This is a genomic window from Marinobacter shengliensis (assembly GCF_030297115.1).
In the GTDB taxonomy this organism is placed as follows: Bacteria; Pseudomonadota; Gammaproteobacteria; order Pseudomonadales; family Oleiphilaceae; genus Marinobacter; species Marinobacter shengliensis.
Genome location: NZ_AP028062.1, coordinates 1111283 through 1130229 on the forward strand (window position 1 = coordinate 1111283; position 18947 = coordinate 1130229).

Below are 18947 nucleotides of genomic sequence, written 5' to 3' on the forward strand. Positions count from 1 at the left end.
GTAACGACAGGTGTCGGAATGTGACAGAGTTCACAATAAGGCGGAAAGAGGGGCGGCACGATGGCCAGTCTGCCGGCTAAAAATGGCGAGAGGGCCAAAAGGCCCTCTGCGACAAGTGTCAGATTTGGCCGGCAGACGGAGCCGGCGATGGGGCTAGAGGTTAGCTTCGGCGAACTCCGCCAGCACCGACCTCGGTACACCCTGCAGGTGGATGTGGCTGCCGTGGCGGAAGCCCTTGAAGCGCTCGGTCATGTAGGTCAGGCCGGAGCTTAGCGGGCTCAGGTAAGGCGTATCAATCTGCGCCAGGTTGCCCAGGCAAATCACCTTGGAGCCGTTACCAGCGCGGGTGATGATGGTCTTGATCTGGTGCGGCGTCAGGTTCTGCGACTCGTCAATAATGATCAGGCTGTGCTGGAAGCTGCGGCCGCGGATGTAGTTCATGGATTTGAAGTGCAGCGGTACCTTGCTGAGGATGTAGTCGACGCTGGCAGTCATGTTCTCATCGTCTTCGTGCAGGGCTTCCAGGTTGTCCACGATGGCGCCCAGCCAGGGCTCCATTTTCTCTGCCTCGGTGCCCGGCAGAAAGCCGATGTCTTCGTCCAGCCCCTGGGTGGACCGGGTGGCGATGATCCGCTTGTAAAGCTTGCTGGCCACGGTCATTTCAATACAGGCGGCCAGGGCCAGGATGGTTTTGCCAGAGCCGGCGGAGCCGGTCAGGTTGACCAGGTGGATGTCTGGGTCCAGCAGCAGGTGCAGAGCCATGGCCTGGTAGATATCCCGTGGCACCAGCCCCCAGACTTCCTCGTTCATCAGGTCGTGTTGGTGCAGATCTTTGATCACCAGCTGGTCGTCGGAGATGTCCACCACCTGGCCGACAAAACCGTGCTCATCAATCACGAACTCGTTGATGTTCAGTCTGGCCAGTTCGCCCTCGCGTTTGAGCAGGTGTTCGGTGACCCCTTCACGCTGTACCGTTTCTACCTTGGCGATGTTATCCCAAAAGGAGTTCTGGAACTCCTTGTAGCCTTTGGGTAACAGATCGATGTCGTCCAGCAACTGGTCGTTGTGGTAGTCCTGAGCCTCTACGCCAAAACCCCGGGCTTTCAGGCGCATGTTGATGTCTTTGCTGACCAGGATGATGTCGCGGGATTTATGCCGGGCCTGAAGGGCGGCCAGGGTATTGATGATCTTGTTGTCGTTCAGGTGCTCCGGCAGGGAATGAGTGCCGATGCCCTCGGTGCTCATGATGATCGACAGGGTGCCCAAAGGCTCTGCCTTTTTACCGCGAACAATCGGTACCCCTTTTTCAATCACTTTCGGGCTGGCATCGCCCAACAATTTGTCGATGTTGCGAATGGCCTGGCGGCAATCGGCGGCGACGGTCTGCTTGCCGGATTTGAGGCTGTCGAGTTCTTCGAGGACCGTCATCGGGATGATGACGTCGTGTTCTTCAAAGTTCAGGAGGGCGTTCGGGTCGTGTATCAGGACGTTGGTGTCGAGGACGTACATTTTTCGGCGAGCTTGCGGTGCTCTTGGCATAGGTAGGGCTACCTCTCTGGTGGCTCAGTCGTTCTCGGCGCAGCGTTGCGTCAGTTCCTTCTGGGAAATCAGCTTCAGCATATCGTAAGTGGTTATGATACCGGTAATTTTTGAATCCCTGGTGACAAAAATACGGTGCAGGTGTTCGCGCATCATGATATTGGCAATGTCTCGCACCGGGGTATCTTCGTCAACCGACAATACGATGGGTGTCATGATATCGCGCACTTCAACCGGCACCTTGCCCATTTCCTCGAAGATGACCATGCGCAGTCGACGGGCTTCTTCCTGCTCTTCCGGGGTCAGGCTGGGCTGGCCCTCGGAGCGAGTCGCATTCCAACGGAATTCGGTGATGTCCTTGAGCGTCGCGATGCCGATAATATCGCCGTTGTCGTCTGTTACCGGGCTGCCGGTGATTTCGTTGTCCGTCAGAAAACGCGCCAGCCGGTCCATGGTCCAGTGGTGCGGTACGGCTTTAACGGTCGGGGTCATGATCTCATGGGCGAGAACGCTCATTGGTGGGCTTCTTCCATTTACAGTCCTTTTGATGAAGCTTAGCCGTTCCTTGGCTGTCCGTCACCCCTGTCTCTGTGTCTTGATCAACCCTTGGTCTCGGTTGGTCAGCGGTCAGCGGGGACGACCGCCTGGAGATTGCCGTTTTCGCCCCATTCAAGTTGGTAGCCCTGATACTTGTCTTCTTTGGCCACGGCCTCCAGCGCTTGCAGGGACTTCACTGGAATGTCGACCAGCAGATTATTCACCAGCCAACCGGGGAGGGCTCCGTTGGGTTCCGTGTGCTGAACCCAGACCATACGGGTTTTGTCGCCGTTCGGGGTGAAACGGTAAAGGGTGTCTGAGCGATCAACCCGAACCCGGCTGTTGAATTCCGCCCGCATACCCGGCACGGCATTCAGGTCCATCACCACTTCACCGGTGTCGCCGTTGCCCCGGGTGCGTATGCGCAACACGTAATCCCGATCGGTCACCGGCCAGGGCATATCGTTAACGGAGTAAGCGTAGCGATCGTGGAAGTCGCCCTGGCCAAAGGCATAGGATTCGGTACAGTTATGGACCCATTCCTTGCAGGATTCGGGATTGATCATCACTGCCATCAGGTTTTCCAGGGGAACGTCCAGATCGGCCACGGCCTTGAAGGCCTGAAAGCCGGAATTGCTTTGGTCCATGGTGTAAATACGAACGTTGTCGACTTCCTTGCGCAGGGTCCACTCCCGGGCATCCTCTGGCGGGAGAGGCGGGTGGTCACTGGCCAGGCTCGGCAGGGTCAGAAACATGAGTGTACTCAGTACGCCTGCCACCATGCCTTTGAAGCCATGGGCTCTGGTTATTGTCATAAGCTACACTTCCGTGATGAAGGTGTGCTGAGTCTAACATGGAGCCGGTTTCTGCTTTTCGGCAGGAATAAGGGATTGTGAACCAGGTAGCGTACTGTTGCGCTACAACTTATGAATGGCCTGATCTGACGGTAATTATGAACAAGAAGAACCTGATTGATGCCAAGGGCAGAATTGCACCAGGGGTGCTGGAACAGCCGGTTGAGACCATTAACTACATGGATTTTGACCTGCGGACGGTCATGGACCGGCCGCGGTCCCGATTGGCTCGCCGTTGGCGGTTCAACCAGTTCCAGTTTGTCAGTGCCATGGCGCCGGGCTGGGTGTTCGGCATGGCGATTGTGGACCTGAAACTGGTGGGCAACGGTTTTTTCTATCTGTTTGATTTTGAAAGCGGTCAAATGTTTGAGCAGTCGTTCATGCAGCCGCTGGCCCGGCACACCGATATTGAACCCTATCCTGAACATGGTCATGCCCGGTTCCGCAAAGGTGGCGTGTCGTTGGCCATAGAGCCGGCCACCGGAGGCCGCAACATCCGGGTGACGGCCCCGGGTAACATTCAGGTGGACCTGGAGTTGCAAGACACCGATCAACCCCTGAGGCTGGTCTGCCCGGCGGGCTACAATGGCTGGGTTTTTACCCGCAAATCGGCCGGGGTTCCGGTTGAGGGGGAGGTGCGTTGGGGCCAGCAGGTATGGCGCTGTGATGAGCAAACCCGCGGCTCTATCGATTGGAGTTGTGGCTTCATGCGCCGGGAAACTGCCTGGAATTGGGCCTGTCTGGCCGGGGTAACGGAGCGAGGGGTGTCTGTGGGGCTTAATCTGGCGGCCGGTGTGAATGAAACCGGGATGACCGAGAACGCCCTGTGGCTGGATGGCCGGTGTGTGAAGCTGGGCACCGCCCGCTTCGAATTTGACCGGTATCGGCCGGGTGCCGATTGGCGGGTTACCACCGAGGATGGCCTGGTGGACCTGAGCTTTGAGCCTGCAGGCACGCGCAAGGAACGCCTGAACGCTGGCGTGCTTGCCTCCAATTTCCGGCAGTTTGTGGGCACGTTCCGGGGAACGGTCAGAGATGAGGCGGGCCAGTCAGTCCCCGTAGACGGGCTGCGGGGACTGATGGAAGACCACTATGCCCGCTGGTAAGGCGGGCGCAGCGATTACTTTTCCGGCAGGGTGACGTTCAGTTCCAGTACCGAGCAACTTTCGTTACGGTCCACGTCCACCTGAACCATATCGTCACTGATCTGGACATATTTGCGAATTACGTCCAACAGCTCCTTCTGGAGCTGTGGCAAGTAATCCGGCATGTCACGCTGGCCCCGTTCGTGGGCCACGATAATCTGCAACCGTTCTTTGGCAACGCTCGCAGTATTGGTCTTCTTGCTTCGGAAATAATCCAGAAAACTCATCCCTTAGCCCCCTTTGAACATCCGTGAGAAGAAACCTTTTTTCTGGGAGGTCATGAAGCGGTGTTCCCGCTCCTCTCCCAGAAGCCTGGCAACGGCGTCGTCGTAGGCCTGGCCGGCATCGCTCTGGTCTTCCAGAATCACTGGCAGGCCCTGGTTGGAGGCGTTTAGTACCACCTGGCTCTCCGGGATCACGCCCAACAGCGGTATCGCCAGAATTTCCTCGACATCGGTCACCGACAGCATCTCGCCGCGTTCTACCCGGTCAGGGTTGTAGCGGGTCAGCAGCAGGTGTTCCTTGACCGGGTCCTGTCCCATCTCGGCGCGCCGCGACTTGCTCTGGAGGATGCCCAGAATGCGATCGGAATCCCGTACGGAGGAAACTTCAGGGTTGGTGACCACAATGGCCTCATCGGCATAGTACAGGGCCATCAGAGCGCCATGTTCAATGCCCGCCGGGGAATCGCAGACGATGTAATCGAAGGTTTCCGACAGTTCGTTGATGACCTTTTCCACACCGTCTTTGGTCAGTGCTTCTTTCTCACGGGTCTGGGAGGCGGGCAGAATAAACAGCGTGTCTACCCGCTTGTCTTTGATCAGCGCCTGGTTGAGTGTGGCTTCGCCCTGGATCACGTTGACGAAGTCATAGACCACGCGGCGCTCACAATTCATGATCAGGTCCAGGTTGCGCAGGCCCACATCGAAGTCGATTACGACGGTCTTGTGGCCGCGCTTGGCAAGGCCGGTACTGATTGAGGCGCTGGTGGTGGTCTTGCCAACGCCGCCCTTTCCTGAGGTAACGACAATGATTCTAGCCAAGGTTCAATTCCTGTTTCGCAGTGGATTCGTCATGTCTTCAACGTTGTTATTGGCTGTCACAACATCAGGCCTTGTCCAGTGGCGTCACCACCAGCAGGTCGTCCCTGAGCTGGATCTGCACAGCGCTTTTCCAGCCATTGTCCTGAAGATCTTCGGAGATTTTATAGTGTCCGGCGATGGACACAAGCTCTGCTTCAAGTGACTGGCAGAATACCCGGGCGGTTTCAGCTCCGTGGATGCCTGCCAGCGCGCGCCCCCTGAGTGGTCCGTACACGTGGATATTGCCCGCGGCGAGCACTTCGGCACCGGCCTGAACCGGGGCCAGAATGATCAGGTCCCCTTCCGGCGCATAGACCTGTTGGCCAGAGCGAACGGTCTGGCTGATGATCTTGGCCGGCGCCGGTTCGCTGGTGGGAACGTCAGCGGGGCTGGAGGTCTCGGCTTCCGACTTGGTGGCCTCATCAGGTTGCGCCCGGGCCGGCGCCTGTTCGCGCAGGCTACTGCCGGGAAACAGCGCCAGTGAGGCTCCGCGTGCCAGGCGGCGCTGGTCGTCGTTGCCGGCACGAACGCCGATCACATGGATGTTATGGCGGCGGCAGGTACCAATCATCTTGAAGAAGTCCAGCTCACTGTCCAGCCCTTCGTATTTCTCCAGGCTGATCACCAGGGGTATATCTTTGAAAAATCCCGGAGCCTGGCTGATCTTGTCCCGGAGATTGGCTTCGAACTCGTCGTTGTCGAAGTAATAAAGTTCCAGGGCTGTCAGCGAAACAGAGGCACTTTTCAGCTGGAAACTCTGTTTTAGCCCGGAGGCGGCGGTATCGCTCATGAATCAGTGTCTTCCCTGGTGGCTTACTGGTTGGGTTCGTTGCGGGCTCGCAGTGGCTGCTGATCAAACCGGATGCCAGACCAGCCTGTGCTGATGAACTGGCGGATGTTGCCATGGCTGTCGCCGGTTGGGTCGCCCAGCACCTGCTGATAGTGTTGGGCAAACAGGTTCAGGGTATCCGCCTCGCTCAGGTTGCAGTACTGGCCCAGTGCGAACACCCGGCAGGAACCGGCATTTTCACCGGCATCGTTTCTCAGCGGGCCATTGTTGAAGCCCGTGGGCTGAAACTCGAAATGCTGGTCGATCAGCGCCAGGGTGTCATCAAAATTGGCGTGGCCCGCGTCGAGGGAAGCCAGGTGGATGCGCACTGTCTCATTGATGTTCATTATTTGTGATCCTGCTTCGGACCAATCTGATATTTTTCTTTCCACTGCTCATAAGGCATGCCGTAGATTTCTTCCCGGGCGTCCGGATCGGATAGCTCAAAGCCCCTTTCCTGTGCTTCTGCCCGGTACCATTTGGACAGGCAGTTGCGACAGAAGCCCGCCAGGTTCATCAGGTCAATGTTCTGCACGTCGGTATTCTGGCGCAAATGCTCCACCAGGCGCCTGAAAGCAGCGGCTTCGATCTCAGTGCGGTCAGACTCGGGTATGGGGTTGGTCATGGGGCCTCGCAGATGACGTTCCGGTTTGATGTTAGGGTTCCTGACATTCTCTGCATGTTAGCTTAAGATACAAGGCTGTATAAATGTACAGATTGTTTACGCGAGCCCACGGACCATGCCCCAGCGCAAGATCATTCATGTGGATTGCGACTGCTTCTATGCGGCGGTCGAGATGCGCGACGACCCAACGCTGAGGGACGTGCCCCTGGCGGTTGGCGGCGCCGAGGGCCGGGGCGTGGTGACGACTTGCAACTACCGGGCAAGGGCCTTTGGTGTGCGTTCGGCCATGCCCGGCAGTGAAGCCCGCAGGCTGTGCCCGGGGCTGGTGACCGTGCCACCGGATATGGCGCGATACCGGGCGGCGTCTCAGCAAGTCATGGCCATTCTCCGGGAAATGACCGATCTGGTTGAGCCTCTCTCACTGGATGAAGCTTTTCTGGATGTGTCTGACATAACCGAACACCGGGGCAGCGCCACCCTGATGGCCCGGCATTTGCGAGAGCGGGTCCGGCAGGAAGTGGGGATTACCATCTCCGCCGGCGTGGCCCCGAACAAGTTTCTGGCCAAGATTGCCAGTGACTGGCGCAAGCCCGACGGCCTGTTTGTGATCACGCCGGAGCAGGTGCCGGAATTTGTCGAATCCCTGCCGGTGGAAAAACTGTTTGGTGTGGGCCAGGTGACGGCCGCAAAGCTGCATTCCATGGGCGTGAAAACCTGCGGTGACATGCAGTTGCTGGGGGTGGACACCCTGATTGAGAAATTCGGCAAGCAGGGCTACCGGTTGTTTGAAATGGCCGCAGGCCGGGATGAGCGGCCGGTAATCGTTTCGCGGGTGGCGAAATCGGTCAGCGTGGAGCGGACGTTTTCCCAGGATCTGCCGGACAAGACCGCCTGTGAAACCGTGATGCCCGCCCTGGTGGCGGATCTCAATCTGAGACTCGCCAGGAAGGGGCGGCAGAAACCCATCCACAAGCTGTTTGTGAAAATCCGCTACAGTGATTTTTCAACCCATACCCTGGAGCGGGTACGGGAGTCGGTGGCCGAACCCGAGGTTGCCGATTACCAGCCCCTGCTGGATGAACTGGTTACCCGGGCCGATCGCCCGGTCCGTTTGTTGGGGGTGGGTGTGCGTTTTCGCAACGATGAGGCACCGGTTACCCAGCTGAGGCTGTTCGACTGATCTTTTCCCAAGTGGCTATATCCCCGCCTTTTTTAGTGTAAATCGGTCTTGCGCTCTCTTTGACGTGACATTGTGTCATATCTAGTTTTAGGTTGACGATTTCCTGCTGTAATCGTTGCGGGCCAAGCCCGCCCATTAAAATAACAAGTGCAGGAGAGCAAAATATGAACAAGCCTGACAGGTGGTCCCGGTGTCGCCATAGCGCGCTGGCCGGGTTGTTATTATTAGCCTTTGCCGCCCCCGCCGCTGCGGAACTTGGCGACTACGGGTTCTGGCGAACCCTCGGCAATCTGGTTGCGCCTCCCGGAGCGGATAATCCGGTTACCTCTGACCAACGCCAGGGAGAATACCCCCTGCTGGCAAATCCGCCCGGGTACAACGACGGCTTTTCGCCCGGTGCCTACTACCAGTGGCAGACGGTTCCACTGGCTCCGGAAACCGGGGCGGTATGTGGCAACGGTTCCGAATACAAGTTCTTTGTAAACCGGGTGCCCAACACCTCCAATACGGTGGTTTATTTTGAAGGCGGCGGTGCCTGCTGGGACTATGAAAGTTGCAGCGGTCAGACTGGCATTCGTGGTGCCCGGAACCCCGATGGTATACCGGACGACTACCTGTCGTTGTTGAACCCCGGCGCAAGCCTGGTCAGCCCGTTTGTAGTGCGCCTGCACCCCTGGAGCCGGGTGAAAACCCAGAACTGGAATATGGTCTACGTGCCTTACTGCACTGGCGACATCTACTCCGGTGACCGGGTAGCGGTGTACCAGGACCCGGAGGGTGAGGCTGAACCATTGGTCTGGCACCACAACGGGCTGCGTAATAGCCGGGCGGTGATTTCCTGGTTGAAAGACAATCTTCAGCGGCCCGGGCAGATGCTGACAACTGGCTGCAGCGCAGGTGGCATCGGTGGCTTGACAAACTATTATCCGGCCCGCCGGGACATGGCGCCCACCCGCAGTTTTCTGATCAACGACTCCGGGCCGGCATTCAATGCGCCGGTAGGGGCAGATCCACAACAGTACCCCTCGGTCTTGCTGCAGGGTTTGATCCGGCAGGTGTGGGGGCTGGATCAGGTCAATGGGCCTCTGGCCTATCTGAAGTCTGGTTTGCCCGGATTGAACCTGAATGACCTGGGGTCGCTGTATCCCGCCCTGGCCAGCGCATTACCTCAGGACCGCATGGGGCATACTCATTTCTGGCGCGACCTGAACTACTCATCCTATTCCTACGAACGTTTCTTCGATGACATCGAACAGGCGCCGGATCAGGCTACCAAGGAGACCCTGCTTCACCAGAAATGGGCGCAGGATACCGAACGCCTGAAAAATACCCTGGCCGGGCTGGATAACTTTGGTTACTACCTGCCCATGTTCCGGGATGTGAATGAAAGCCACTGCACCTCAATCATCGAGTTCGCCAATTCGGATATTCAGGAACTGGGCCTGGAACTGGACCACTTCGTGAACAACGTGATGAACGGCAGCGGTTCGGTTATGCAGGCTTCAGAGACCGACACGGTGGCGGATTACAACAAACCGTTCAATCTGCTCTACTGGTCGCTGGACCAGTTGCTCTGAGGGTCTGGTTCGGGCTGGCCCATAGTCTCGATCCGCGCTTCTAGCAGGCGTTGACGCAGATACTGGTCTCGGGTCAGCCCTCCGGGTATTCGGTCCAGGGCCATGACCTCTTCAACAATCGCTTTCTCCCGGACCTTGTAGCGATCAAACTCGGGTTTGGGGGCCGACCGCCAGGCCTCAAGGCGCGCCTCAGACCGGGCCTGATAGCGTTCGATCAGTTCTGTGGCCGCCGCCTTGGCGGCCGCTTCGTCCTGCTCCAGCAGCTGTAGCAGGGCGAGCCTCACCATGAGCGCTTCTGGCGCGCTGACCTGGGTTTCCTGCTCGTAGCGGGCCAGCTGCTGTTCCAGTTGGTCGGCCCGGTTCTGTCGTTGCTGGGCGTCCAGTTCGGCTGCTTCCTGGAAAAAGCGTTGCAGCTCTTCCTCGAAATCGAGTCGTTGGGCGAACTGAATGATTCTGGGGTCTTCCAGCAATGCCTGTTGCTCGGGGGTCAGATCGATCGGTACTGGCGTGTCGGCAGGGGCGTGTGAAAGGGGATCATTGGGGGCACCGTCGTCGACCTGCCCTGGCGGTGTGTCGGCCGGTCCAGGCCAGAGTAACACCAGTGCTGCTGCGGTGGCCACGGCAATGATGAAGGGTTTTCCGTGCTTCATGACGGGCTCCGGCAATAAGGCTTCGGAACCAGTTTAGACCAGATTCTCAGGGACACTAAAGCGTGGCGAAAGTCGCTCCGAACATCAGGACTGACACCCAGCCCATGCCTGCGCCGATGACAGCCCCTGCGGCAACATCGCTCGGGTAGTGCAGGCCCAGAACCACCCGGGAGGCGGCTACCGATAGGGTGAAGGGCAGAACATACCAGGCGGCCACTGGCATGGCGACGAACAGCATGGCCTGGAAACAGGCTGCATGCAGGGTGTGCCCGGAAGGGAAGCTGTATCGATCCAGCGGTGGTGTGCCGCAATTGATGGCCGGAAACGAGATAAACGGGCGCTCCCGGATAAGTTTGTGTTTCAGGCCTTTGTAGGTGAGGGTGCAGGTGAGTCCGGTAAAGGCCATCAGCACCGCCAGCCCCAACCCCTGTTCCGGAGCCAGCAGCGGCAGGGCGAGGATCAGTGCATACCAGAACCAGCCGTCGCCAAGTCGGCTGACGACCCGGAAATAGCTCAGTACAGGCCGGAACCTGACTGCACGGTTGATGGCCTGGCACAGCGCATACTCGCGCTGGTCTGCCAGGTCAAAGAAGCGAGATGCCTTGTTTGTTGATGCCATGGTATCGGGCCTGTGCCGGTTGGTTGAGTACCAAGTGTTCAAATTGTTCAATCTGGCTGTTCCAGCTCAGATCCAGCGCATCCAGGCGGGCCTGGGCGCGAACCCGGCTCAGAAGGGTGGGTTGGTCAGCCAGTCGCAGTGCGTGGTTGATAAAGGCTTCGTCCTCCGACAGCTCTGCTTTCAGACCATTTTCTTCGTGGCGAAGGTGTTCAGCGGCTGCCGCGTCGTCAAAGGCGACCACTCCGAGCCCGCTGGCCATGGCTTCAAGGACCACGTTGCCAAAGGTGTCGGTTTTGCTTGGAAACAGGAACAGGTCGCCCGAAGCATAGTGCCTGGCCAGATCCTCTCCGCGCTGGGTGCCGCAGAAAATGTATTCCGGGTGGCGTTCCGCCAGTTGTTTGCGCATTGGGCCGTCTCCCACAAGAATGAAGCGGGCATTGGGATGGAGGCCCCGGATCCGTTCAAAACAGGCGACCGCCATGCGCAGGTTCTTCTCGGCGGCCAGTCGGCCCACGTAGAGTACTGCCCGGTCACTGTTGGTCAGCCCCCAGCGGGCGCGCAGGTCGTGGTCACGCTTGTGGGGAGTGAAGCGATGGCAGTCCACGCCGCGGCTCCACAGGCCAGTCGGGTGGATGCCCATGGCTTGCGTAACCGCTTGCATTTTGCGGGTTGGTACCAGAGTGATGGCGGTCCGGTTGTGGAACCAGCGGCCATAGGCGCAGAGTAATCGTTCCAGACCGCCGGCACCGTAGTAACGGGAGTAGCTATGGAAATTGGTGTGAAAGCCGGACGACACCGGGATGCCAAGATTTCGGGCGGCGGATACCGCCGCTACGCCCAGCGGTCCCTGGGTGGCAACGTAGATGGCGTCTGGTCGTTGGCTTTGCCAGAGTTTTTTCAGGGTGGCCGGGCGCGACACGCCAAACTGCAGATCGCTGTATCCGGGCAGGGGCAGGCCGGTGACCACCAGCTCACGGGTAAAGAGGCCGTCACCGGTGCTTTCAAACAACCCTTTCTGCTCATGGGCCTGCTTTGGCCTCACCACCGTGATCTTGTGCCCCCGTTGCATCAACCCCTGGCACAGGTGCTTCAAGGTGTTGGCCACGCCGTTGATTTCCGGCGGAAACGTCTCCGAAACAATGGTAATGTGTTGCGGGCGCCGGTCAGTCAGCTTGGGGTTGGTCACGGTGCGTCCTGAATATGTCGCTGTCATGCTTCTACTATGGAAATCCGGCATGACAGCCATGCGACAACTTTGTGACATTCCCTTTACGTCTTCTATGTGCACGAGGAGATCTCATGCAAACGCGAAAACTTGGACAAACCGACATCGATGTCAGTCTGATCTGCCTGGGAACCATGACCTGGGGGGAGCAGAACACCGAGCAGGAAGCGTTTGAACAACTGGAATACGCCATCGGGGCGGGTATCAACTTCATCGACGTGGCCGAGATGTACCCGGTGCCGCCACGGGCGGAAACTCAGGGCCTGACCGAGACCTATCTGGGCAACTGGCTTGCCCGAAGAGGGCGCCGGGAGGATCTGGTGATTGCCACCAAGGTGGCCGGACCGGGCAATGGTTTGAGTTATCTGCGCGGCGGCCCGAGACTGACCCGGGAGCATATTCGCGAAGCCTGTGAGAGCAGTCTGGCGCGCCTGCAAACCGATTACATCGACCTTTACCAGGTGCACTGGCCAGACCGCAGTGCAAATTTCTTCGGCAAGCTGGGGTATCAGCGTAACCCGGACGAAACCTCGACCCCCATCGAGGAAACTCTGGGCGCCCTCGATGAGCTGGTCAAAGAGGGCAAGGTGCGCCACGTTGGCCTGTCCAATGAAACGCCGTGGGGGACCATGGAATATCTGCGCCTCGCTCGCGAGAAACAGTGGCCCAGGGTGGCTTCCATCCAGAACCCCTACAGCCTCCTGAATCGGTCTTTCGAGCTGGGCCTGGCGGAGTTTGCCCACCGGGAAAGCACCGGCTTGTTGGCCTATTCACCCCTTGCGTTCGGTATGCTGACAGGTAAGTATCTGGGCGGAAAATGGCCAGAAAAGGCCCGCTTGACGCTTTACGAACGCTTCAGCCGATACACCGGGGAGCGGGCTGCTGATGCAACCCGTGCCTACGTGGAGCTGGCCCACCACCATGGGCTGACCCCGGCGCAGTTGGCGCTGGCCTGGGTGAATAGCCGCGAGTTTGTGACCAGTAACATTATCGGTGCAACCACCATGGACCAGTTGAAGGAAAATGTCGGGTCTGCAGATATCCGGCTAAGCCCCGACCTGGTGGCGGCGGTGGAGGCTATTCATGATGAGTTTACCTACCCCTGTCCCTGAGTGGGTTAGCCTACGGTGAGGTTGCCCTGTTTCCGGTTTCTCGGGGCAGGGCGGTTACAGATTGCAATATAAGTGATCATTTGTTGACAAAAAAGTGACCAGTTTGCGTCGAGCTACTGGCGCATTTGTGTACAAAGTCACACCATTTTCAGGGACAATCATTAGACTTTGGTACTGAAGCGTTAATGTTCCGAAATCATTTTTCCGGGTGCTTGTTGTCATCATGATCATTCGTCTGTTTATCGCCCTGCTGGCCCTCAACTTCGTCGCGTTCGTAGTGCGCGCCGAAGCCGCTGAGCCTATTCTGGCCGATCGTATGATGGCTGAGCGTGATGACATGGTATCGGCCGAGGAAATCTACGAGCTTCAGGAATGGATGTCTGGAGACTATGAAGACGACCACATGGATGCCTTTGCGGCTATTGGTTCGCGTTTGTTGAGTATCGGATTGAGCCGCCGCGCGCAGCAGAAGGTCTACGCATCTGACCCCGCGCAGCCTGATCATGGCATTGGTCTGTTGAACGAGGGTGCGGCCCTTAACCTGCGCTGGCGCTTCTGAACCACCTTCAAGGCCCCTGTTTTACCCGTATCTTGCCACGTTACTCCCACCAATCAGCCAATCTCATGACCTGACGCATTGTCAGCTTCATTCTGTCGTGTGATCATCGACCCCGTTGCGATTCTCAAACAGTGGAGAGCTGGTGATGGCAGAACAGAACGGAGTCTATTACGACGACGCGAATGCGTGCGTGGACCGGGTAATCGAACGGGTAGGCAAGCGCATTACGCTGGGGTTGCCTCTCGGTCTTGGTAAGCCAGTTCGCTTTGCGAATGCCCTTTACCAGCGCGCCAAGGATGATCCGGAAATCCAGCTGCATATAGTCACTGCGTTGTCGTTGCTGGCTCCCGAGGGCGCATCGTCGCTGGAGAAGCGTTTTCTGGGGCCTTTTACCAAGCGCCTTTATGGCAACATTCCTGAGCTGGATTACGCGCGAGACGTCAATCGGAACCGGTTGCCAGACAACGTGACTGTCTCGGAATTCTTCTTCAAGGCTGGCAGTTATCTCAACAATCAGAGCCAACAGCGCCACTACGTTTGCACCAACTATACCCACGCCGTCCGGGATCTGATGGCGCAGGGGGTCAATGTGTTGGGCCAGTTGATGTCGCCTGCTGAAGATCATGGTCAGCCAGGACACCTAAGCTTCAGTTGTAATCCGGATTTGACCCTGGACATCCTGCCGCTGCTTCGGGAACGGGAAGCCGCTGGCACTCCGGTGGCCATGGTGGCAGAGCTCAATCACCACCTGCCGTGGTTCGGGCATCACGCCGAGGTTGAAGCCAGCCAGTTTGACGTGATCCTGTCTCACCGGGCCTCCGACTATCCGTTATTCTCCGCGCCCCAGATGGCGGTGAGCCCGGCGGACCACCTGATCGGGTTTTACGCTAGCAGCTTGCTGAAGGATGGCGGCACCCTGCAGGTGGGGATCGGGTCTCTTGGCGCCGCCCTGGTGCACAGCGCCATCATCAGACACAAACATAATGACGCCTGGAAAGCCGTGTTCGATCACCTGCAGGTGCAGGATCAGTTTCCGGTGGTGCAGGAGTATGGTGGTACAGAACCTTTTGAACAGGGACTGTATGGGTGCAGCGAAATGATGGTGGACGGTTTTGTCTACCTGCTTCAGGAAGGTATTCTCAAGCGCGAAGTCTACAATCATCCGGAATTGCAGAACCTGATCAACCGGGGTGAACTGACCGAGACCCCGAGCCTGGAGGCCCTGGACGTTTTGCACAACGCAGGCCTGATTGCCTCACCATTGCGGGCGCGGGATGTGAACTGGCTGGTCCGGCACGGGGTGCTGCGCGACCATGTTGAGTTCAAGGGCGGAAGGATACGACTCAATGAGGAGGTGTCGGTTGAGGCAGATCTATCCAATGCCGACACCCGCAAGGCGCTCGAGGCATTGGCGCTGGGTGACAGGCTGGCTGGTGGGATTGCCATGCACGGTGGTTTCTACGTTGGCCCGGAGAAGTTCTATCAGGCCCTGAGAGAGCTTTCAGACGACCAGCGCGACAAGATCTGCATGACCAGCGTTAATTTTATCAACCACCTGTATGACCATCGCTTTGGTGATCAGAAGCTCAAGGTGGCACAGCGGGTCCATGGACGGTTTATCAATTCGGCGATGATGTACACCCTCAACGGTTCGGCGGTGTCGGACGGGCTGGCGGATGGCCGTGTGGTGAGTGGTGTTGGCGGCCAGTACAACTTTGTGGCCATGGCCCATGAGTTGCCGGGGGCTCGCTCCATCCTGGCCCTGAGGGCCACGCGGGTCTCCGGTGGTAAGACCGTCTCGAACATTGTATTCAACTATGCCCACTGCACCATCCCAAGACACCTGAGGGATATCGTGATTACCGAATACGGCATCGCGGACCTTCGCGGGCAGTCCGATGAACAAGTGTTCCTCAGGCTGATCCGGATTGCCGACTCCCGATTCCAGGAGTCATTGCTGGCGCAGGCCAAGAAAGCGGGCAAGGTAAAAGCGGACTTCAAACTTCCAGCACACTGGCGCCAGAATACCCCTGAGAAAGTCGCCCGGGCCCTGAAGGCCGGGGGGGGAGGCGACTGGTTCCCGGCCTTCCCGTTTGGCAAGGATTTCACCGACGAGGAATTGAAGTTAGGGAAAGCCCTTAAGGGGCTGAAAGCCGCAACGGCTACTCCCCGTGGTAAACTGGCGACCATCTGGCAGGCCCTTAAGGCGGACGACGAAGAAGGGCGCTATGACGCCCTGCTTGATCGAATGGGTTTGAAAAAGCCGTCAGGATTCCGGGAAAAGCTGGACCGGAAGCTGGTAATCCATGGCCTGCAAAAACTCGAACCCGTAAAGAAACAGGAAACAAAACAAGCTGATGCAAGCCGATAAGCCGCAACTAAAGCCCGAAGTATTCACTGTCCATTACGTGCTCAAGAACCGTATAGGTGAGCTGGTGGATACCTCGGAAGGCAGTGAGCCACTGCATTTCCTGTACGGCACCCCGGAAATCATAGCGGGCATCCAGGAAGCGGTGAAAGACCGCCGGGTGGGCGATTGTCTCGAAGTCACTATCCCCCCTGAAATGGCCTACGGAGACTACCGCGAAGACCTGGTCCGCAAGGTGCCCCGCTCGCTTTTTGAAGGTGTGGAGAACCTGCAGGTTGGTATGAAGTTCCAGACCAACTCCGGCGACCAGGCCCAGGTGGTGCAGGTGGTGTCCATCGATGGCAACCTGGTGAAGGTAGATGCCAACCATCCGCTGGCTGGCTTTACCCTGTATTTTGACCTGGAGATCGTCGGTCGCAGAGAGGCTACGGAAGACGAGGTAGCCCAGGGGCGCCCGCTGTTCTGAGGCCGGTGGGCGTGGCCTCGAATTCGCCTGCGTGAATATGCTTCAAACCGGCACTGATCTGCTGATGGATTAAAGCGGTCAGGGCGTTACTCGATTCCGAGCGGGCCGGGTCTATGGCCGGGTGAATCACCACATCCACCTGGGTCGGCGGTTGCCTGAGCAGCCGGATCAGGTGGGTATGGAAACTGTCGTCACCGATGAACGGGGCGATCGGATCCGGACGATGTGCTCTGCGGTAACCGATGGTTATTGGCTGGATAGGTGTGTTGGCGTCGCGGGCGGCGGCCAGCAAAAAACCGTGGATCGGCAGCACTGCCAGTCCCGAGCTGGTGGTGCCTTCCGGAAACACCAGGACAGACTCGCCGGTATTCAGGCATCGGCTGATCTCCGATTTTATTCGCCTGGCCTGGCCGCTTCCGCGCTGGATGAACAAGGTGCCGGCTTGCCTTGCGAGCCAGCCGATAATTGGCCAGTTGCCCACCTCAGCCTTGGACAGGAACCTCAACGGCGTTATGCACCCCAATATGGGAATGTCAGACCAGCTGATGTGGTTGGCAACGTAGAGTGCGTGGGCTTCCGTGGGCTGGCCGTGCACCCGGATACGGAACCCGAGGCACTGGCAGGCCCGACGGAAGCAGAAAGCGGCCCAGGGTGAACGGTCGACAGGTTGTCGCCGGAACAGGTCGACCAGTTTCAGGGTGATGGCCAGGGCGCAGGTGCCTGCCAGAAACACCAGGAACCCGGTAAGCCGGATTAGTAATCGTATCCACCCCATCTGCTGCTCCTTTGCCTTCAGGCAGTGCGCCCCATGAAATGCCGGCTATACCTGGCGGTCAGTTTGCTGACTTCCAGAACCACCAGCAGGTCCGCGCAGCGGAAGTCCGGGTCCCAGCAGGGTTCTCCACAGACCCTTGCGCCAAGGCGCATGTAGGCGCGAATCAGGGCTGGCACGTCATCGCTGTGTTCGTGTTCGGCGCGGGTCAGGTGTGGCAGGGCCCGGAGTGGGGTTACCCGGAATGCAGGCGCGGCAAGGTATTCATTCTGCAGGTGCCGTGCTATCCGCCAGGCTTTCATGCCGCCATCGGCCATGCTGATACTGGCGCAGCCAATCAGATAGTCCACGTTCCGGCTATCCAGGTATTCTGCCAGGGCTGCCCACAAAAGGGTGATGGTGCCGCCATTGCGGTAATCGGGATGAACGCAGGTCCTGCCCAGTTCCGCAAGGGTGCCCGGCAATTTACCCAGGTTGCTCAGATCGAACTCGCCTGATGAATAGAAGCCGCCAACCGAAGGCACGTCGCTCTGGTGCAGGATGCGAGTGGTTGCAACCACTTCACCGGTGCCGGCATCGGTAACGATCAGGTGGTCGCAAAGGGCGTCGTAGGCATCGGCATCTATACCCGGCGTGGTGGCGCCCAGATCACTGCCATACTCCTCGGAGAAAACCCTGTAACGCAGTCGCTGGGCGGTTTCGATGAGTTGTGGGCACCGTGTCAGGGTGGTTTTCAGCTGGCGCCCACGGCGCGGCTGGGAACGGGCGATTTGTGCTGTCATGGCCTTGGCCTCTTGTTTCAATCACAAGCCAAGGCTATGAAGCTCCTGTGACAGTGAGGTGAACTGCCGGTGACGTCTGTATGACAATGGCCGGGATCTGCCACAAACCGGATTTGTGTCACAGGCTGTAACCCTATGACCGTTCCATGTATATTTCTGAATAGCATGTATAATTGCTGTAACGGTACGTTGCCTGTATTGTCGGGTGGACGACCCCAAAAACCGGAATAAAAAAACAGAGATGGATGGCGTGGAACAGACAAACGAGAGTTGGCGAATCCTGATCGTAGAGGACGATGAACGGCTTGCGGACCTTACCCGCGAGTACCTCGAAAACAACGGGCTGACAGTCTCCCTGGAAACTCACGGTGGAGCCGCAGTTGAACGAATCCGTAATGAGCAGCCAGATCTTGTTGTGCTGGATCTCATGTTGCCGGGCGAAGACGGCCTGTCGATCTGCCGTCGAGTCAGGCCCTTCTATTCTGGCCCCATCATCATGCTCACTGCCAGAACCGACGACCTGGATCAGGTGCTTGGTCTGGAAATGGGGGCTGATGATTACATCGGCAAGCCGGTGCAGCCAAGGGTTCTGTTGGCCCGAATCCGGGCCATGCTCCGGCGGATGGAAACCGCCCCTGCCGGTAATCCGGAAGAAGGTGGTGAGGAGCCTGTGCGCTTGCAGTTCAACGACCTGGTGGTTGATCGCTCCATGCGGGAGGCCTGGCTCAGTGAAGAAAGCATTGACCTGACCAGCGCAGAATTTGACCTGCTTTGGCTGCTGGCCAGTAATGCCGGTCGGGTGCTCAGCCGTGAAGAGATCTTTACCGCCTTGCGTGGTATCGAGTACGACGGCCAGGACCGCTCCATTGATGTTCGGGTGTCCCGTATCAGGCCGAAAATCGGAGATGATCCCATTCACCCTCGTCGAATAAAAACGGTGCGCAGTAAAGGCTACCTGTTCGTAAAGGAAGCCTGACCGTTATTCCGCGGCCTGCCCTCCCTGGTGGGCAGGCCGTGTTACCAGGG

General features: G+C 58.2%; 21 protein-coding genes. 8 read left to right on the forward strand and 13 right to left on the reverse strand.

Features of this window, described 5'->3' with window-relative positions; all coding sequences use genetic code 11:
* Positions 1-153 precede the first annotated feature (153 nt).
* The 3 genes from QUE75_RS05125 to QUE75_RS05135 all read right to left on the reverse strand — a co-directional run bounded on the left by QUE75_RS05125 (position 154) and on the right by QUE75_RS05135 (position 2891).
* The gene (locus QUE75_RS05125; RefSeq protein ID WP_396631690.1) at positions 154-1539 is read right to left on the reverse strand and encodes a PhoH family protein; all 1386 of its coding nucleotides are present in this window, start codon (positions 1537-1539) and stop codon (positions 154-156) included.
* 24 nt (positions 1540-1563) lie between these two features.
* Positions 1564-2055, reverse strand: coding sequence for a CBS domain-containing protein (locus QUE75_RS05130; protein WP_072677927.1), 492 nt, complete (start codon positions 2053-2055; stop codon positions 1564-1566).
* Positions 2056-2159: 104 nt separating this feature from the next.
* Complete coding sequence (locus QUE75_RS05135) at positions 2160-2891, reverse strand: START domain-containing protein (RefSeq protein ID WP_286254118.1); 732 nt, start codon at positions 2889-2891, stop codon at positions 2160-2162.
* A 137-nt stretch (positions 2892-3028) separates the two neighbouring features.
* On the opposite strand from QUE75_RS05135, the gene QUE75_RS05140 reads away from it, so the two are divergent.
* A complete protein-coding gene (locus QUE75_RS05140; RefSeq protein WP_286254120.1) occupies positions 3029-4036 on the forward strand; it encodes a DUF2804 domain-containing protein in 1008 nt (335 codons plus the stop codon).
* 14 nt (positions 4037-4050) lie between these two features.
* Here QUE75_RS05140 and minE read toward each other — a convergent pair whose 3' ends face one another.
* From minE to QUE75_RS05165, 5 genes are all read right to left on the reverse strand, one after another.
* On the reverse strand, positions 4051-4302 hold the full coding sequence (minE, locus tag QUE75_RS05145; RefSeq protein ID WP_061332319.1) for a cell division topological specificity factor MinE: 252 nt from the start codon (positions 4300-4302) through the stop codon (positions 4051-4053).
* Between the two features lie 3 nt (positions 4303-4305).
* Entirely contained in the window at positions 4306-5118 is an 813-nt protein-coding gene (minD, locus tag QUE75_RS05150; RefSeq protein ID WP_061332318.1) for a septum site-determining protein MinD, read from the reverse strand.
* Positions 5119-5182: 64 nt separating this feature from the next.
* Positions 5183-5947 (reverse strand): septum site-determining protein MinC, encoded by a 765-nt coding sequence (gene minC / locus QUE75_RS05155; RefSeq protein WP_106693471.1) that lies wholly within the window; start codon positions 5945-5947, stop codon positions 5183-5185.
* Positions 5948-5970: 23 nt separating this feature from the next.
* Positions 5971-6333 carry a HopJ type III effector protein gene (locus QUE75_RS05160; RefSeq protein ID WP_072677923.1) on the reverse strand — a complete coding sequence of 121 codons (363 nt, stop codon included), beginning with the start codon at positions 6331-6333 and terminating at the stop codon, positions 5971-5973.
* A complete protein-coding gene (locus QUE75_RS05165; protein WP_058091762.1) occupies positions 6333-6611 on the reverse strand; it encodes a DUF1244 domain-containing protein in 279 nt (92 codons plus the stop codon). The genes QUE75_RS05160 and QUE75_RS05165 overlap by 1 nt, the downstream gene beginning before the upstream one ends.
* 115 nt (positions 6612-6726) lie before the next feature.
* Here QUE75_RS05165 and dinB point away from each other — a divergent pair, with 115 nt between their 5' ends.
* Complete coding sequence (gene dinB / locus QUE75_RS05170; RefSeq protein ID WP_058091763.1) at positions 6727-7791, forward strand: DNA polymerase IV; 1065 nt, start codon at positions 6727-6729, stop codon at positions 7789-7791.
* A 164-nt stretch (positions 7792-7955) separates the two neighbouring features.
* Complete coding sequence (locus QUE75_RS05175; protein WP_286254128.1) at positions 7956-9368, forward strand: pectin acetylesterase-family hydrolase; 1413 nt, start codon at positions 7956-7958, stop codon at positions 9366-9368.
* Here QUE75_RS05175 and QUE75_RS05180 read toward each other — a convergent pair.
* From QUE75_RS05180 to QUE75_RS05190, 3 genes are read right to left on the reverse strand one after another with little or no spacing between them, the layout of a single operon-like run.
* Positions 9341-10018 (reverse strand): hypothetical protein, encoded by a 678-nt coding sequence (locus QUE75_RS05180; RefSeq protein ID WP_286254130.1) that lies wholly within the window; start codon positions 10016-10018, stop codon positions 9341-9343. The two genes, QUE75_RS05175 and QUE75_RS05180, sit on opposite strands and share 28 nt — an antisense overlap.
* A 55-nt stretch (positions 10019-10073) precedes the next feature.
* Positions 10074-10637, reverse strand: a complete 564-nt coding sequence (locus QUE75_RS05185; protein ID WP_061332312.1) for a phosphatase PAP2 family protein — start codon at positions 10635-10637, stop codon at positions 10074-10076.
* Positions 10603-11850 (reverse strand): glycosyltransferase family 4 protein, encoded by a 1248-nt coding sequence (locus QUE75_RS05190; protein WP_061332311.1) that lies wholly within the window; start codon positions 11848-11850, stop codon positions 10603-10605. The genes QUE75_RS05185 and QUE75_RS05190 overlap by 35 nt, the downstream gene beginning before the upstream one ends.
* Before the next feature lie 86 nt (positions 11851-11936).
* Between QUE75_RS05190 and QUE75_RS05195 the strand changes: the two genes are divergently transcribed.
* From QUE75_RS05195 to QUE75_RS05210, 4 genes are all read left to right on the forward strand, one after another.
* Positions 11937-12974: an NADP(H)-dependent aldo-keto reductase gene (locus QUE75_RS05195; protein WP_106693479.1), complete on the forward strand. Its 1038-nt coding sequence runs from the start codon at positions 11937-11939 to the stop codon at positions 12972-12974.
* A gap of 223 nt (positions 12975-13197) precedes the next feature.
* A complete protein-coding gene (locus QUE75_RS05200; RefSeq protein WP_106693480.1) occupies positions 13198-13533 on the forward strand; it encodes a hypothetical protein in 336 nt (111 codons plus the stop codon).
* A 145-nt stretch (positions 13534-13678) separates the two neighbouring features.
* Positions 13679-15904 (forward strand): acetyl-CoA hydrolase/transferase C-terminal domain-containing protein, encoded by a 2226-nt coding sequence (locus tag QUE75_RS05205; RefSeq protein ID WP_286254134.1) that lies wholly within the window; start codon positions 13679-13681, stop codon positions 15902-15904.
* Positions 15891-16367: an FKBP-type peptidyl-prolyl cis-trans isomerase gene (locus QUE75_RS05210; RefSeq protein ID WP_058091769.1), complete on the forward strand. Its 477-nt coding sequence runs from the start codon at positions 15891-15893 to the stop codon at positions 16365-16367. The genes QUE75_RS05205 and QUE75_RS05210 overlap by 14 nt, the downstream gene beginning before the upstream one ends.
* On the opposite strand, the gene QUE75_RS05215 is transcribed toward QUE75_RS05210, so the two are convergent.
* A complete protein-coding gene (locus QUE75_RS05215; protein ID WP_061332307.1) occupies positions 16327-17142 on the reverse strand; it encodes a lysophospholipid acyltransferase family protein in 816 nt (271 codons plus the stop codon). The two genes, QUE75_RS05210 and QUE75_RS05215, sit on opposite strands and share 41 nt — an antisense overlap.
* Before the next feature lie 17 nt (positions 17143-17159).
* A complete protein-coding gene (locus QUE75_RS05220) occupies positions 17160-17921 on the reverse strand; it encodes a GNAT family N-acetyltransferase (protein WP_061332336.1) in 762 nt (253 codons plus the stop codon).
* A 241-nt stretch (positions 17922-18162) separates the two neighbouring features.
* Between QUE75_RS05220 and QUE75_RS05225 the strand changes: the two genes are divergently transcribed.
* Complete coding sequence (locus tag QUE75_RS05225; protein ID WP_058091771.1) at positions 18163-18897, forward strand: response regulator; 735 nt, start codon at positions 18163-18165, stop codon at positions 18895-18897.
* Positions 18898-18947 lie beyond the last annotated feature (50 nt).

Coding starts and splice junctions, on each gene's coding strand:
- QUE75_RS05220 (WP_061332336.1), bottom strand. CDS start 17,921: ATGACAGCACAAATCGCCCGTTCCCAGCCGCGCCGTGGGCGCCAGCTG.
- minE (WP_061332319.1), bottom strand. CDS start 4,302: ATGAGTTTTCTGGATTATTTCCGAAGCAAGAAGACCAATACTGCGAGC.
- QUE75_RS05215 (WP_061332307.1), bottom strand. CDS start 17,142: ATGGGGTGGATACGATTACTAATCCGGCTTACCGGGTTCCTGGTGTTT.
- minC (WP_106693471.1), bottom strand. CDS start 5,947: ATGAGCGATACCGCCGCCTCCGGGCTAAAACAGAGTTTCCAGCTGAAA.
- QUE75_RS05125 (WP_396631690.1), bottom strand. CDS start 1,539: ATGCCAAGAGCACCGCAAGCTCGCCGAAAAATGTACGTCCTCGACACC.
- QUE75_RS05140 (WP_286254120.1), top strand. CDS start 3,029: ATGAACAAGAAGAACCTGATTGATGCCAAGGGCAGAATTGCACCAGGG.
- QUE75_RS05205 (WP_286254134.1), top strand. CDS start 13,679: ATGGCAGAACAGAACGGAGTCTATTACGACGACGCGAATGCGTGCGTG.
- QUE75_RS05180 (WP_286254130.1), bottom strand. CDS start 10,018: ATGAAGCACGGAAAACCCTTCATCATTGCCGTGGCCACCGCAGCAGCA.
- QUE75_RS05195 (WP_106693479.1), top strand. CDS start 11,937: ATGCAAACGCGAAAACTTGGACAAACCGACATCGATGTCAGTCTGATC.
- QUE75_RS05200 (WP_106693480.1), top strand. CDS start 13,198: ATGATCATTCGTCTGTTTATCGCCCTGCTGGCCCTCAACTTCGTCGCG.
- QUE75_RS05165 (WP_058091762.1), bottom strand. CDS start 6,611: ATGACCAACCCCATACCCGAGTCTGACCGCACTGAGATCGAAGCCGCT.
- QUE75_RS05185 (WP_061332312.1), bottom strand. CDS start 10,637: ATGGCATCAACAAACAAGGCATCTCGCTTCTTTGACCTGGCAGACCAG.
- QUE75_RS05175 (WP_286254128.1), top strand. CDS start 7,956: ATGAACAAGCCTGACAGGTGGTCCCGGTGTCGCCATAGCGCGCTGGCC.
- QUE75_RS05190 (WP_061332311.1), bottom strand. CDS start 11,850: ATGACAGCGACATATTCAGGACGCACCGTGACCAACCCCAAGCTGACT.
- dinB (WP_058091763.1), top strand. CDS start 6,727: ATGCCCCAGCGCAAGATCATTCATGTGGATTGCGACTGCTTCTATGCG.
- QUE75_RS05210 (WP_058091769.1), top strand. CDS start 15,891: ATGCAAGCCGATAAGCCGCAACTAAAGCCCGAAGTATTCACTGTCCAT.
- QUE75_RS05135 (WP_286254118.1), bottom strand. CDS start 2,891: ATGACAATAACCAGAGCCCATGGCTTCAAAGGCATGGTGGCAGGCGTA.
- QUE75_RS05130 (WP_072677927.1), bottom strand. CDS start 2,055: ATGAGCGTTCTCGCCCATGAGATCATGACCCCGACCGTTAAAGCCGTA.
- QUE75_RS05160 (WP_072677923.1), bottom strand. CDS start 6,333: ATGAACATCAATGAGACAGTGCGCATCCACCTGGCTTCCCTCGACGCG.
- QUE75_RS05225 (WP_058091771.1), top strand. CDS start 18,163: ATGGATGGCGTGGAACAGACAAACGAGAGTTGGCGAATCCTGATCGTA.